This is a genomic window from Neobacillus sp. NPDC097160 (assembly GCF_044762155.1).
GTDB lineage: Bacteria > Bacillota > Bacilli > Bacillales > Cytobacillaceae > Neobacillus.
Genome location: NZ_JBIWDU010000026.1, coordinates 1 through 14,106 on the forward strand (window position 1 = coordinate 1; position 14,106 = coordinate 14,106).

Below are 14,106 nucleotides of genomic sequence, written 5' to 3' on the forward strand. Positions count from 1 at the left end.
TTTTATTGAAAGCTTTTCAAACTTTTGCTATTTGATATATCTTTCTTTTATAAAATCAGTTTCATTAGTATTGAAGCAAAAAAATTGATGTTCATTAATATCAAAATTAGAATTAACAAACTTTATAAAAGGTTCAACGAACTTTTCAGTATTCGTAATATGAAGATGTTTCATAGTGTTCTCCTACAATAAATCATTGGTAAAAGTAGCTTAAACAAATAATGCATTACACTCTCCAATTAAAATTTGTGTATAAAAATAACCCTTCAAAAAAAATCAAAAAACTTTTAATATCATATATATTAAAGCGAAGAATAATCCAACTGTTCCACTCAAATAGAGATATTTTACCCTTCTATTTTTTGATAAGGATAAATATCCATCTACCCCTACCGCTACCATAAGTGGATAATAGATAAGAACATGTCTAAATGTAAATGTCGTACTAATTATTGAGAAAAATAAAATTAAAAATGATAACGATAACCAATCAAATTTTAATAGCCTCTTTAAAATAAACGGTACTGATAAAATTTGAAATATTACACCGATAAAAACAAGTAACATTGAAAAATCTAATAAAATCATTTTTTCATCTTTAAATAAACCAAAAAAATTAGGAAAAGGTGTGATTAATGCATAAAACACTCGAAATATTAATCCAAAAGGTATCAATGGTTGCTCAAATACATATCGACTCAACCCATTACCTGCCAATTCTAATGTATAACTACTATAACTTTTAATAAAATAATCAAATCTAATAGCAGCAAAAAAATTACTCATAAATAATATTGGAATAATCGCTATTAAAAATAGTATATTATTTATCCTTAACTTCTTAGCTAAAATTAAACCGCATAAAGCACCTGCAAAAACCAAAGAATTTATTCTAGTATAGTATGTTATATATATTAATAATGGCAAGGTTACTAGCGTTAATATTTTTCTAAAATATTTTTGATTGCTTAACAATTTCTCAAATAATAAAACTATCAACAGTATTTGTAATAGATTAAAGGTATCTCTAAATACATGAGCGTTAATATACTGAATATTCGGGGTTAATGTAAAAAATAAAATGCTGTAAAAAACCTTTTTGTCGGTAAATTGAGTATATTTTTTGAGAAAGTATTCAAATATCAGACAAATCCAAACTAAATAATAAACATTCATAATTCTTGGTAAAAACGTATTATAACCACCAAACCAATCAGAGAACTTAATTAATGCTGAAATGTATAATGAGAAAAATGGAGCATTATGCCAAAAACCAATAATTCCAGATTCTAGTATCTCCTTGGGGTTTAGCATGCCAGAGTTATTTATAATCTTGCCTTCATTCTCAAAATTTATATCATCTGAGCCACCAAAATAATAAGGAGAACCATATGACAAATTATTAGCAATATATATTAGAAATACAAAAGCAAGAGAGTATGCAAAAATAAATAAATATAATTTAACCATCCTATAATCTTTTCTCGTTATTAACGGAAGAGTTATTGACATCATCAATACTTGCATAATAAATACGGGGAACGAAAAGGTCAGTATAGATGACGCAAAAATTATAAAACATATGACAAGTATAAAAAATGCCTTTTTATCACTTCCAATTGGATTCATAGATAACATTTTATCTTCCCTCTCGACATAAATGGTGCCTTAAACATAGCTTAAGTTGATTAATTCATGATAATTTTAAATTCCTTTGTATTGTTATTAAAAATCCAAAATCACTATATTATCATACTTTATTTATTAATTTTCATTTTTTAAATGCATTTTTTCTGCCTATTTCCAAAGTTTATCTGTATTTAAATAGTAAACAATTCGGAGACAAAGGTAATTCAATCTCATTATATTTAAGAAGGAATATATCCAAATCTTTAAGGTTTTATAGTACAAATTAGAGTTTCAAAATTCTTCTGGCAATTATCTTACTATCAAATGCTTCACAAGGTTCATATTGAACTGTTTGTTCTTTGATTTCTTTTATAGCCCAATTAATTTCGTCCTCATTATTATTACAAAAAACATATCTGTTATATGGCTCTAAATACTCTCTGATTGTTTCTTTATTTTCACCGTCAAGTATAATCAGAATTGGTTTGTTTGTTGCAGCGTAATGATATATTTTCCCTGGTATTTGAGTTCCGCTTTTATTTAAAACACATACTAGAAGATCTGATTTTGCCTCATACTCTGATGCGTCACCTCTTGGAAATATTGATATATTCTCCTTCGTTTCAAATGAACAATCAGTTTCTCCCATTATTATTAGCTCTACATCTTGATTCAAGCTATCACAGGTATTATAAAGCGGTTCAATGTTTCTAGATATTTTCATGTAAGCGCCGAAGTATCCAATTAGAAACCTATCTTTTTTTACTTCCGGATATATTTTCCCCTCTCTAAAAGGGATAGGAACAAATGTCATTTTTTTAGCCAAATCAGGAAATGCCTTTTTCTGCGCTTCATATGTGCATGGAGAAACATAAATAATATGATCTGCATCCTTTAACAAACTTTTCTCAATATTACGCAAGTAAAAATTAGGATATATACTATGGTTAGTTATATCCATCGCCATAGGGTCTCCCCAATACTGAATCCACTTTTTGTATTTTAAACCTTGTTTTATCAAATTAATAGCAGTAATATGGGCGGTTTTAGGGTCAGATGAAGATATAACTAAATCATATTCTTGGCTATTTAATATTCCAATATCAATATGTTTTGCAATTTTTAAAGTATAATGAAAAATTGAGAATTTATGATAAACCTTCCGTAAAACTGATATAGTTAGATTTTTCAAAACACTGTTTTTATTACCTTTTACAGATGTAACAGCATTATATAAATCATTACCTTTCAGCCTAACAATATTGATTCCTTCAAAATTATCGCTCTTATTAACAGCTTGAACATTCTTACTTGGTGGAATAGTAACAAAGTCAACCTGACAACTATTAGATATTAACCCATTTACTAATGCTAGATTTCTCATCATAGCTGAATTATTTGCTTCAATAGGAAACAAACATATAAATAATATCTTCATTTTTTCCCCTTCTAAATCCATTTGTTTAATTTAATTGTAATTCTATAAATACAATTCCATCAAAGGGCTATATCTATATTCAAACAATAACTACAGTTTTATCTTCTATTTTTAATTTCCATTCACAAAAAACTCTTTTATTTTTTTCTTATAAAAATAATTTTCACTCTGAATTTCTGCAAGTAATTTATCACAACTCTCTTCAAATGATTGAGCGTCATAATTTATATAATAGTTGTATAGCTTTTTTTTATATTCCTTATCTTCGAAATCCAAACTTATACCCACAGATTGTTTTTCTATTAACTTTCCAGAATACGTACTATTATTACCTATTAATGGCTTTCTAAATAATAAACCATCGTAAAATTTATTTGCTAAAGCCAGATCATTAACAAATGAATTTGGATAGTTATAACAAATCAAATCAAACTCTTTTACTAATTTACTTTTTTGTAATTCTTGATATTCTCCCGTGAAAACAACATTACTTATCCCTTCAGAGTAATCAATTAGCTCTTGGAGATTTTCCCCGCCACCATGTATAATAAATTCAAACCTATCGTCATTTCCAAATCTATCAACAAGTGATTTCATATAGTCAGTCTCTCTTAAACCACCAATATAACCAACTACCACTTTAGAATTTTTTATTTTATTATTGTCAATACAGGTCTCAAAACTCGAACAATTATGCGCCATAACATAATTCATATTTTTGGGTAATACTTGTAAAAAACCTTTAGATGAAATGCTAGTAAAAGAAGAATTGACAACAATTTTGTTTAGTATGGATTTAAATGGTCCAAAATATTCAAAACTTGCATCTCTATAATCAAAAATAAAATTATTCTTATATCGAGTACGAAGCTCTTTTAAAATCACTACACCAGACATGGTAGTTAAAACAATCAACTTCTCGTATTTTTGTTTTCGAATAATTTTTTTTGCATACCTACTAAAACGATAAAAATCACTAATTTTATAAATAGGATTTCTCTGTTCTTTTGATGGATAGTTAAAAATGTGATGTTTTTTAGCAGTAAACTCTACCGATTCATTTTGAGTACTTGCTGACCTATCCCATGAAATTATTTCATAATCAATTGAAAGTTCATCAAGGCAGCTTGTATAATTTTTTAAATAAGGACAACGATTAATTGAGCCAACATAAATAATTCCTATCATTTTTTGCTCCTTAACAAGTGACTATACTGATTAATCCGATAAAGTCGATAACTGAGATTTCCCAGTACTCAATTATCAGATTTCCTCAATTAAATGGGTGTAAAAATCTGAGAATATCTTTTTCCTATCACCATGATTCTTTATATACTCAATTCCTTTATCTCCCATAATCTTAAGTAACTTTTCATTAGAAATTAATTCATACAATTTAATACTTGCTTCCTCTTGATTATTAAAATCGATATATATACCTGAACCTACATCTTCTATAATCTCTTGAAACTCTCCCCAAATACCTGAGACAATTGGTTTCCCAAGAGCCATATATTGAAATAATTTATTGGGTCTTACTAGTTTAAAACTTTCTATTTTCATTAGATTCGTTAAACATATATCTGCATGGATTAAATAGTCTGGAACCAAGTCTCCCGGAACCGGATCTTCAAAATAAACGTTCTTTAAATCTAATTCATCAGCATATTGAATTAAATTTAGTTTTTGTTCTCCGTCACCAATAAAAATAAATGAAACCATTTTATTGTTTTCGTTATTCGTTATGTTATTAAAAACTTTAATAGTATTTAATACTGAAAATAAATCATTAGCCCTACCATGTACTCCAAGGTACATAATTTTAAAATCACTTTTCCACTCTTTATCTTCAATCAATGAAGTATCAGCAGTTTTATTAAAGTAACTATCTGTATTTACACCTAAAGGAGAAATCCACATTGGTTTTAAATCTACTTTTTCTTTAACATAATTAAGCATACCCTTTGAAACAGCAGTGATTCCATCAGCAGAACTATAAAGGTAATCAGCTGCAAAATTCATATACTTTATCACAAGTTTATTCTTCATTCCCATATCTTCTAAAAATAATGGCCAGAGATCTTCTACATCCACCACCAATTTAATCCTTCTTAACTTTGCAGCTATAACACTGAAGATAGTTACAGGCGGGATCGTTAAAATAATAAAATCGATATTTCTAGAAAATAAGATTTTAATTGCCGATAAGAAATCAAACACAGTGATATTTAATTGTCTTAAGAATGAACTTTTTCGATATGGAGTACTTTTTATCTTAACAATAGAAAAATTATTAATTCGTCTTTTAGATTGGAATTTTAGCTTGCCTAAACTTTTATCCATCTTCCCAATGTAATGACTATATCCACAAATCCAAAATTCAGACTTACAATTATAATTATCAGCAAAAAACTTCGACATCTCATAATTCTTTGTCGGCCCAGGCATATCTGGCGTTACACCATAATGATTTATTGTTACAATCCTATTCATTCTTTTTTTCCCTTCCATAAATGGTAAACTTGATGGCACCCTACCTGTTTACAACCAACTTTATGATAAAAGTTAATCGCACTCATATTTCGAGCTTGTGTACCAACTCTAATTTTTTTGCACCCACCTTGTAATGCTGCATTTTCAACTGTTTTGAATAAATTTGTTCCAATACCACCCTTTGCAGCACCTCGTGATACCGCAATCAGCTCTATTACACAGGCATTATCAAAAAAAGAATGTAATAGAAAGCCATTAATATCACCATTCTCGTCTTTAGATAAAGCAAAATATTTATTTGGCTTTTCAAAGGAATTTATTAGCCATTGTCGATAGACTTGTTCACCACCACGATCAGACAATTCGGGATCCTCTGTAAACTTTGAGAATTGAAAATCTGCTATTTCTATAATTTGATTATTTTCTTTTAACGATTGATAAACTGTAATGTTTTTTTGCACATTATTATGCTCTTTAATTTCTTTTATAAACTGTATATTGACGTCTGCTAAAAACGCATGCGTATCTTTCCCAATCATTTGTGCATTAACAGGTTCTGAATTACGATTCTCAATTGAAATAAATTGATATTCTTTAAATCTACTTTTCAGTTCATCCCATTCATTTAGTGAAAGTGGTTTATGCAAAATAGCTTTTGCACTTGTAACCCCAAAAAACTCTGTATCCCAATCTAACTCATAGAAGGTGATTTTATTTTCTTCCATAAGAGTCTCCTATCCTACAATCCCGTATCAGTACTTTTATTTGAACCTTTATCAATTACATAAATATCTTCACGCTTCAATACTGAATTTGCCGTTTTAATAAACACTTTTAAATCGAGCCACCAAGATAGATGATCAATATAGTAAATGTCATTTTGTATTCGTTCTTTCCAAGGTACCGTATTTCTAAAATAGGCTTGATTATATCCTGTAACACCTGGTCTAATTTCTAATTTCCGACCCTCATTGCCTTCGTAAAGTTTACGGTGTTCCGGTAAGTCTGGCCTTGGACCGATTATACTCATATCACCCTTAATAATATTTAAAAGTTGCGGTGTTTCATCGATACTAGTTTTACGAATAAACTTTCCAATCTTAGTTAGTCTTGGATCATCTTCAGAATTAAAAGTTGATCCATCTTCATTTCTAAGATCTGGTGCATTCATTTTCATCGAACGAAATTTATACATCTTAAATACTTTCCCATTCATCCCTAACCGAGGTGCATTATAAAAGATGGAGCCTTTGTCTTGGATATAAATAATTGGTCCAATAATAACTAATATTATTAGCCAAAATGGGAGGGCTATTATTGCAAGTATTAAGTCCAATAATCGTTTAAAAAAACTCTTATACATTCTTTGACCTCACTTGAGAACCTTTACTTAAGACTTCATTTACTATCTTTTTGAAAGTACCAATAATATACTCTACATCATCATCACTAAGTAAGGTATGCAATGGTAACGTAACTTCATTATTATATACATCAAAAGCATTCTGGTACTCTTTGATATCAAACCCTAAATTCTTATAAGCAGTAAACATAGGCAATGGCTTATAATGTACATTACAAGCAACACCAGCCTCAGCCATCTGTACAATTATTTTATTTCTTTCAGCTTCACCAATCCCTGGTATCCTCACCAAATAAAGATGTCCCGAAGATGCAAAATCATCACCATAATGCTCTAAGCTTTGAATACCTAATGGCAATAGCGCTCTATCATACATCACAATAATCTCTTTACGTCTTTCCAAGAGAACTTCATATCTATCTAACTGTATTAATCCAATACTGGCCATTATATCAGTCATATTGCACTTGTAAGCAGGATAGATAATGTCATATTCCCAAGCGCCTTTTTGAGTTTTAGCCAAGGCATCTTTTGACTGACCATGTAAACTATAAAGCATAAATTGTTTATAAAGCCATTCATCATCCAGCCCAAGACCGCTGCCCCAAACAACGGCTCCACCTTCAGCTGTTGTCAAATTCTTTACAGCATGGAATGAGAAACAAGTGAAATCAGCAACTTGTCCACATTTCAACTCATTTCTTTCAGCACCAAAAGCATGAGCAGCATCTGTCATTACAATAACTCTATTAAATAATGTTTGTAGTTCATTATTAGCTTTAAATAGACCTCTCTTGTTTTCTACTATTTCATAAATATAATCGTAATTACACATCTTTCCCGCTAAATCAACAGGGATAATTACCTTTGTCTTCTCTGTAATCGCATCAGCAAGTTTTGTATAATCCATCTCAAACGAATCCGGAGCAGTATCAACGAGGACAATTTTTGCCCCAACATGATCGATAACCGAAGCAGATGCTGTGTACGTATATGCTGAAGTAATGACTTCATCACCAGGTCCTACTCCCAATATACGAAGAGTAAGTTCCATAGCTGCAGTAGCAGAGTTAAGGCACACAGCTTTGTTTACACCAACATATTCAGCAATTTTCTTTTCAAACTCTTTTGTTCTTGGCCCAGTTGTAATCCATCCGGACTGCATCGCTTTAATTACTTCTTCAATTTCTGCATCTGTAATATCTGGAGGAGAGAAAGGGATATTTCTTATTTTGGTATCAATCATTTTTTTATTTCCTCTCTTTATTTAGGTATAAGACCCTTAGACTTTTATTCTATATTTGCCGATTTTTAACTATCAATTCTATTTCACTAATTTGCTGTTGACAAAAGAACTGATTGATCAAACCTATTATTGGCCACATCAATCAAAGTATCATGCATATCTTTTTCAGACATAGTTAACAATCTCTCAATCAACTCTCCCAAAGTAGAAGCTTGTATAACCTTCGCCTTCCCAATATGAATCTTCGGATACACCTGCTCCGGATGCACCTCATTCTCATTCAGAAGTTCCTCATACATCTTCTCCCCAGGACGAAGTCCTGAAAACTGTATCCCGATTTCTTCTATTGTATATCCCGACAGCTTAATAAGATTCTTCGCCAAATCCACAATCTTAACAGGCTCACCCATATCAAGAACAAAAACTTCTCCACCACGTGCAAGTGACCCAGCTTGAATCACAAGCCGTGATGCTTCCGGAATCGTCATAAAATAACGAGTCATCTCCTCATGAGTTACCGTAACTGGACCACCAGCAGCAATCTGCTTCTTAAACAGCGGAATAACACTCCCCCGGCTGCCAAGAACATTCCCAAACCGAACTGCAACAAACTTCGTATGACTATTTGCAGCCAGACTCTGAATAATCATCTCCGCAAACCGCTTCGTCGCCCCCATTACATTTGGAGGATTCACGGCTTTATCCGAAGAAATCATCACGAACGTATTCACACCGAAAGTGTCCGCTGCTTCCGCCACATTCTTCGTTCCAAAAATATTATTCTTTACCGCTTCCCTCGGATTATATTCCATCAACGGTACATGCTTATGCGCTGCCGCATGGTACACAACATACGGCTTATGTGCTTCCATGACTTCAAACATTCTCGTCCGATCCTGAATATCACCAATCACGGGCACAATCTCTATTTGATTTTTATATTGTTTACGAAGCTCCATATCAATCAAATAAATACTGTTCTCACCATGTCCTAATAGAACAATTTTGCTAGGATTGAACTTACAAATCTGCCGGCAGATTTCCGATCCAATCGAACCACCCGCACCAGTAACCAATACTGTTTTCCCTGATACCCGTTCTGAAATGCCCGCTATATCTAACTCAACAGGTTCCCTGCCTAATAAATCCTCGACCTGAACCTCGCGGAATTGATTTACAGAAACCTTCCCTGTCATTAAATCCTCTAATCTAGGAATAATTTGAGTCTTTGCCTTTGTTTTTGCACATTCTTCAAAAATCCGTTTCAATTCCTTTTGACCTAATGAAGGAATCGCAATCACAATATTATCAATTTTGTATTTCTCAACGGTTTCCTTTATATGACTCGAATCTCCAACAACCGGTATCCCAAGAACATCTAATTTATATTTCTTCGGATCATCATCAATAAATGCAACAGGCTTCAGATCGATCTCATGGTTACCCAGCAATTGCCTTGCTACCATTGTTCCACCAGCACCTGCACCAATAATAAGCGTTCGTTTAATATCTTTTTGTTTGCTCATGATGTTGTCACGAAACATTCTCCATGAAAATCTAGAGCCGCCAATTAACAGTACATGAAGCATCCAGGTAATTCCCAAAGCTCTTACATATATGTTATGAAACACAATTTCCTGCATCGCAGCCGTTACGGCTATCGAAAAGGTCACTGCTTTCACAATTGCAACTAGCTCGCCAACACTCGCATATTCCCACGCCTTGTTATAAAGCTTATAAATAGAAGCAAATAAATGATGGCATATAAACAACGTAATCCAAGTAACATACAGCATCGGAATTTTAAACACGTTTAAATTTGGAACCAGCGTTAAATAGCTTATGTAGATTGCCGTCAAAACAATCAATGAATCCAAGGCTGCGAGTACGGTTACCCTTTTTCCGTAAGTCATCCATACATTCCCCCTCTTCTTAATATTTCGTTTTTCTAAACATCTTTGCAAAAAAATAAATATCTAATGGAAATTCATGTGTATAACACCTGTTCTTTCATTAGATATTTATTATTGGTGTATCTAATCCATCCTTCATTTACACTTTAACCGACATACCTTCAGGAGAAGAAACCTATAAAGATATCCCCCTCTCAAAGCATAAATAGTTGCCTCCTTGGCTAAAGGCTAGATAAAACTACGCCAGTTAGATCATAAAGCATGACTTTGTTGATATATTGTAATCAGTTAATTCCAATCGTTTTAGTCAGTTAAAACAGCAAAAATTTCTTTTTCTTCTTTATTTGAAACGGCATTTCTTTTATGATATTTTTCTTATTAATCAACAGCTCCGCATTTTCTTTAAAAAGATAGACATAGTCCGTTCCAAACTTCGAATCTATCAAGTCAAAAGCTTCTTCCATTTTAAAGGTTCGATTGACCACATTATGGGCATCCGAAGCAATGAAATGGGTTTGATTTGCTTCGATTAATTGATTCGAAAAGTTTTTGATCTTTTTCCCAAAGTATCCACAAAGACTAGATGCTGTTACCTGTGTTAAAGCACCCTTTTCTACCAAATTGTAAAGTACCTCAGGTCGTTCCATTAATTCAGCATTTCGCTCAGGGTGAACAATGATTGGGGTAAGCCCTTTTACTTGGATATCAAATAATAGCTTTTCTGTGTACCTTGGGACATGACTTGACGGGAATTCAATGAACAAATATTGACTATCATTCAATGTTTGAATATCGCCATTTTCTAAATCTGCTAGTATTTCACCAAATATCCTGGGCTCTTGACCGGGTAAAATCTTCATGTTAATGTTTGCCTCTTGCAGGCTTTGATTTAGGATATCAACCATTGCTAGGATGGATTCCCTGCGGTTATCATACTGATTATTTAAATGAGGAGTGGCGATGATGGTGTAAATTCCTTCTTTCACAGCTTCCCTTGCCATTGTTAAGCTATCTTCCATATTCTTGGCGCCGTCGTCAATGCCCGGCAATATATGACAATGGATATCTATCATTCGACCCACTCCTCTTCCAATTATTCGCCATTTTTCCAGTTTATCACCATTTAATAATGCTATAAATAGTAGACAAAGTGATACTGATCACTTAGTACCGTAATAATAATAGTAATTTGTATCTTTAATATTCTTATGATTTAACACAACACCGAGTAATTTACTTTGTGCAGAATCAAGTAGTTCTTTCGCCTTTAACATTTGATCCTTTTCCGTCCTCCCACTATAGACAACTAGAATTGTACCCTCGCAGCGACTCGCTAAAATCTGAGCGTCAGTGACGGCCAATAATGGCGGGGTATCAAAAAGGATAATGTCATACAGCTCTTCTGCTTTTTGGAAGATTTGTTCCATTGCTTTCGAACTAAGTAACTCCGCAGGATTTGGCGGAATTGGACCGCTTGTTAAAACAAATAGGTTTTCTACACTTGTTTCATCAATCGCTTCTTCTAATGGGATTTGTTTGGTTAATACACTCGTTAACCCAAATGTGTTCGTTTGATTAAAGGTATAGTGAACAGTTGGCTTTCTCATGTCCGCATCCACTAATAATACCTTTTTCCCTTGCTGTGCAAACGTAACAGCGAGGTTGGCAACGGTTGTTGATTTTCCTTCTCCAGGTCCTGAAGAAGTGACCATTAAGGTTCTAACATTTTTATCGACTGTCGAATATTGAATATTGGTCCTGATCGTCCGATACTGCTCGGATATTGGTGATTTTGAATCCATCATCGTAATCAGAGTTCTTTTATTATTTACTGGTTTATTATTCCTTTTTTTAAGAGCCAATCGTCTCACCTCTTAAACTAGCATTTTGTTTCGCATTGCCAAATTTACTTTTCTTAAGTTTTGATTCATCCATGATCGCGATTGAACCAAGTACCGGTACCCCAATTAGATTTTCGATTTCTTGTTCGTTTTTGATTGTATTATCTAAGTATTCAAGTAGGAATGCTAAACCTACACCCACCATAAGTCCAACAACCAAAGCAATCGCTACATTTAATAATGGTTTTGGTTTAATTGGAGAAGAATGGTCTGCAACCTCAGCTTTTGCAAGAATACTAACGTTATCCACACTCATAATAGTAACAATTTGTTTTTGGAATACTTCGGCTGTTTTGTTGGCAATTTTCGCTGCCATTTTCGCATTTGTGTCTTGGACAGACAAATTAACAACTTGCGAATTCGTTTCATTTCCAACCGTAATTTTTCCATTAAGTTCACTTACTGTCATATCTAGATTTAATTCTTTAATAACTAAATCAAGAATCGCCGGGCTCTTTATGATCACATTGTAAGTATTAATTAATTGAAGGTTTGTCTGTACTTCATTATATTGAACTGGCGCCTGTTCGTTTTTTGATTGATTAACAAGAAGCTGTGTTGAAGCTTGATAAATTGGTGTTAAGAAAAAATAACTTACTACACCACTTACTAATACGGAGATAAATGTTATGCTCAATATTAAACTTAATCGTTTGCGTATTGTTTGCAGTACCTCTTTTAAGCTGATTGTTTCCTCCATGTCGTCCTCCCTGTATCGTAAAAAGTAAACCAAGAAATAGTATACCATAAAATTTGTCACTGTTTGGATTTATTTGTAACATTTTTGACATTTTTGTCGTCTTTTACTTTTTTTATTGTACATATTTTTGTAAATATTTGTAGATTAAAATTGAAATTGGAATTAATTTTCAAATGTTTCTCTGTTATAATAGATGTGCAATACTATTTGGAGGTACTATATAATGAAACATTTTTTCACGATCATACTTGGAATTGCCTGTGTAGCCGTCCTATTCTTCGGTCATTCCTATTGGAATAAACGAATAGAAGCAGCATCAGAGAAAACGTCAAGCTTTTCCAACAATAAAGCGGCCACCACTCAAACTATTGAGAACGAAGGAACCGATGAAGACATCATTGCCTATACAGGTAATTGGCCTACAACAGCCGTTGATCGATTTAAGCAAACACAAAATGCAAAGAAACCATTTAAGGTATTGTTTGTCGGTTCTCCTGCCATCGGCTCTGATACAGCTGGTTCATTTCCGACTGTAAAAGAAAAACTGCTTAAGACATTTGGAAAGAAAAACATACAGGTTGACCTTAAGACCTACCATTCCACTTCTACCCAATTAGTTAAAAGCAACAAACAAGACGAAATAGCTGCAGCGGAAGCAAATTTGATTGTGCTTGAGCCTTTTATCTTGATGAATAACGGTGAAGTATTACTGGAGAACACGTTAAATGATCTCACCAAAATAATGGACGACATTAAAGCGGTAAATCCAGAGACAACCTTTATCCTTCAACCATCCTTTCCACTTTATAAAGCAAGAATCTACCCTACACAGGTAGCAGAACTTAAGAAGTATGCTGAACAAAATCAAATCGACTATCTCGATCACTGGTCAGCATGGCCGGACCCAGGCACGGAGGCCATTAAAGACTATCTTACCTCGGATCAAAGTGCTCCTAGCGACAAAGGGTATCAGGTATGGAGTGATTACATCCTACAGTTTTTAATTAGTAAGTAAATGATAGTCAAGCGAATCGAAAGATTCGCTTTTATTTTTCCACAATATTGAGAATATGTAACCCTTACAACATTAGTACCCATCTTCGTTTGAATTAGTGGTAACGGCTACAGACAGTTTCGGCAATGTAAGTGAAACTGCCGCATTAGTTGTAAAAGATGTTACTGCACCGGCAGCACCACAAGTGAATGAGGTAACCAATCAGTCAACCGCGATAAGTGGTGAAGCGGAAGTCGGCTCGACCTGGTATTACTGTAATTCCAGCGGTGCCATGCAGACGGGATGGGCACAGATCTCCGGAAAATGGTATTACTTTAATCAAAGTGGGGCTTTGAAATAAACATGAAAACACTCCCTAAGCTGTATGCTTTAGGGAGTGCTTTATTTAAGTTTAAGTTATTAGGGGTA

Annotated in this window: 13 protein-coding genes; 2 read left to right on the forward strand and 11 right to left on the reverse strand. The window is 33.1% G+C overall.

All coding sequences use genetic code 11. The features are described from left to right. Window positions 1-276 precede the first annotated feature (276 nt). The 11 genes from ACIQXV_RS26600 to ACIQXV_RS26650 all read right to left on the reverse strand — a co-directional run bounded on the left by ACIQXV_RS26600 (window position 277) and on the right by ACIQXV_RS26650 (window position 12,683). Window positions 277-1,638 (reverse strand): hypothetical protein, encoded by a 1,362-nt coding sequence (locus tag ACIQXV_RS26600; protein WP_402964407.1) that lies wholly within the window; start codon window positions 1,636-1,638, stop codon window positions 277-279. A 274-nt stretch (window positions 1,639-1,912) separates the two neighbouring features. Further along, window positions 1,913-3,067 carry a glycosyltransferase family protein gene (locus tag ACIQXV_RS26605; RefSeq protein ID WP_402964410.1) on the reverse strand — a complete coding sequence of 385 codons (1,155 nt, stop codon included), beginning with the start codon at window positions 3,065-3,067 and terminating at the stop codon, window positions 1,913-1,915. 111 nt (window positions 3,068-3,178) lie between these two features. Beyond that, window positions 3,179-4,255, reverse strand: coding sequence for a glycosyltransferase family protein (locus ACIQXV_RS26610; protein WP_402964413.1), 1,077 nt, complete (start codon window positions 4,253-4,255; stop codon window positions 3,179-3,181). A 75-nt stretch (window positions 4,256-4,330) separates the two neighbouring features. Next, window positions 4,331-5,560 (reverse strand): glycosyltransferase family 4 protein, encoded by a 1,230-nt coding sequence (locus ACIQXV_RS26615; protein ID WP_402964416.1) that lies wholly within the window; start codon window positions 5,558-5,560, stop codon window positions 4,331-4,333. Further along, a complete protein-coding gene (locus ACIQXV_RS26620) occupies window positions 5,557-6,285 on the reverse strand; it encodes a GNAT family N-acetyltransferase (RefSeq protein ID WP_402964419.1) in 729 nt (242 codons plus the stop codon). Before ACIQXV_RS26620 ends, ACIQXV_RS26615 begins: the two co-directional genes overlap by 4 nt. A 14-nt stretch (window positions 6,286-6,299) precedes the next feature. Further along, window positions 6,300-6,923: a sugar transferase gene (locus ACIQXV_RS26625; protein ID WP_402964422.1), complete on the reverse strand. Its 624-nt coding sequence runs from the start codon at window positions 6,921-6,923 to the stop codon at window positions 6,300-6,302. Further along, on the reverse strand, window positions 6,916-8,169 hold the full coding sequence (locus tag ACIQXV_RS26630) for a DegT/DnrJ/EryC1/StrS family aminotransferase (RefSeq protein WP_402964425.1): 1,254 nt from the start codon (window positions 8,167-8,169) through the stop codon (window positions 6,916-6,918). The genes ACIQXV_RS26625 and ACIQXV_RS26630 overlap by 8 nt, the downstream gene beginning before the upstream one ends. Before the next feature lie 86 nt (window positions 8,170-8,255). Further along, complete coding sequence (locus tag ACIQXV_RS26635) at window positions 8,256-10,082, reverse strand: polysaccharide biosynthesis protein (protein WP_402964428.1); 1,827 nt, start codon at window positions 10,080-10,082, stop codon at window positions 8,256-8,258. A 311-nt stretch (window positions 10,083-10,393) separates the two neighbouring features. Further along, complete coding sequence (locus tag ACIQXV_RS26640) at window positions 10,394-11,155, reverse strand: tyrosine-protein phosphatase (protein WP_402964431.1); 762 nt, start codon at window positions 11,153-11,155, stop codon at window positions 10,394-10,396. A gap of 87 nt (window positions 11,156-11,242) precedes the next feature. Continuing rightward, entirely contained in the window at window positions 11,243-11,944 is a 702-nt protein-coding gene (locus ACIQXV_RS26645) for a CpsD/CapB family tyrosine-protein kinase (RefSeq protein WP_402964434.1), read from the reverse strand. After that, window positions 11,934-12,683 carry a YveK family protein gene (locus ACIQXV_RS26650; protein WP_402964437.1) on the reverse strand — a complete coding sequence of 250 codons (750 nt, stop codon included), beginning with the start codon at window positions 12,681-12,683 and terminating at the stop codon, window positions 11,934-11,936. The genes ACIQXV_RS26645 and ACIQXV_RS26650 overlap by 11 nt, the downstream gene beginning before the upstream one ends. Before the next feature lie 223 nt (window positions 12,684-12,906). Between ACIQXV_RS26650 and ACIQXV_RS26655 the strand changes: the two genes are divergently transcribed. After that, entirely contained in the window at window positions 12,907-13,698 is a 792-nt protein-coding gene (locus tag ACIQXV_RS26655) for an SGNH/GDSL hydrolase family protein (protein ID WP_402964440.1), read from the forward strand. 97 nt (window positions 13,699-13,795) lie between these two features. Next, on the forward strand, window positions 13,796-14,038 hold the full coding sequence (locus ACIQXV_RS26660; protein ID WP_402964443.1) for a hypothetical protein: 243 nt from the start codon (window positions 13,796-13,798) through the stop codon (window positions 14,036-14,038). Window positions 14,039-14,106: the final 68 nt, after the last annotated feature.

Excerpts from the sequence above, each read along its gene's own strand:
- ACIQXV_RS26600 (WP_402964407.1), bottom strand. The coding sequence starts at position 1,638 with ATGTTATCTATGAATCCAATTGGAAGTGATAAAAAGGCATTTTTTATA.
- ACIQXV_RS26605 (WP_402964410.1), bottom strand. The coding sequence starts at position 3,067 with ATGAAGATATTATTTATATGTTTGTTTCCTATTGAAGCAAATAATTCA.
- ACIQXV_RS26610 (WP_402964413.1), bottom strand. The coding sequence starts at position 4,255 with ATGATAGGAATTATTTATGTTGGCTCAATTAATCGTTGTCCTTATTTA.
- ACIQXV_RS26615 (WP_402964416.1), bottom strand. The coding sequence starts at position 5,560 with ATGAATAGGATTGTAACAATAAATCATTATGGTGTAACGCCAGATATG.
- ACIQXV_RS26620 (WP_402964419.1), bottom strand. The coding sequence starts at position 6,285 with ATGGAAGAAAATAAAATCACCTTCTATGAGTTAGATTGGGATACAGAG.
- ACIQXV_RS26625 (WP_402964422.1), bottom strand. The coding sequence starts at position 6,923 with ATGTATAAGAGTTTTTTTAAACGATTATTGGACTTAATACTTGCAATA.
- ACIQXV_RS26630 (WP_402964425.1), bottom strand. The coding sequence starts at position 8,169 with ATGATTGATACCAAAATAAGAAATATCCCTTTCTCTCCTCCAGATATT.
- ACIQXV_RS26635 (WP_402964428.1), bottom strand. The coding sequence starts at position 10,082 with ATGACTTACGGAAAAAGGGTAACCGTACTCGCAGCCTTGGATTCATTG.
- ACIQXV_RS26640 (WP_402964431.1), bottom strand. The coding sequence starts at position 11,155 with ATGATAGATATCCATTGTCATATATTGCCGGGCATTGACGACGGCGCC.
- ACIQXV_RS26650 (WP_402964437.1), bottom strand. The coding sequence starts at position 12,683 with ATGGAGGAAACAATCAGCTTAAAAGAGGTACTGCAAACAATACGCAAA.
- ACIQXV_RS26655 (WP_402964440.1), top strand. The coding sequence starts at position 12,907 with ATGAAACATTTTTTCACGATCATACTTGGAATTGCCTGTGTAGCCGTC.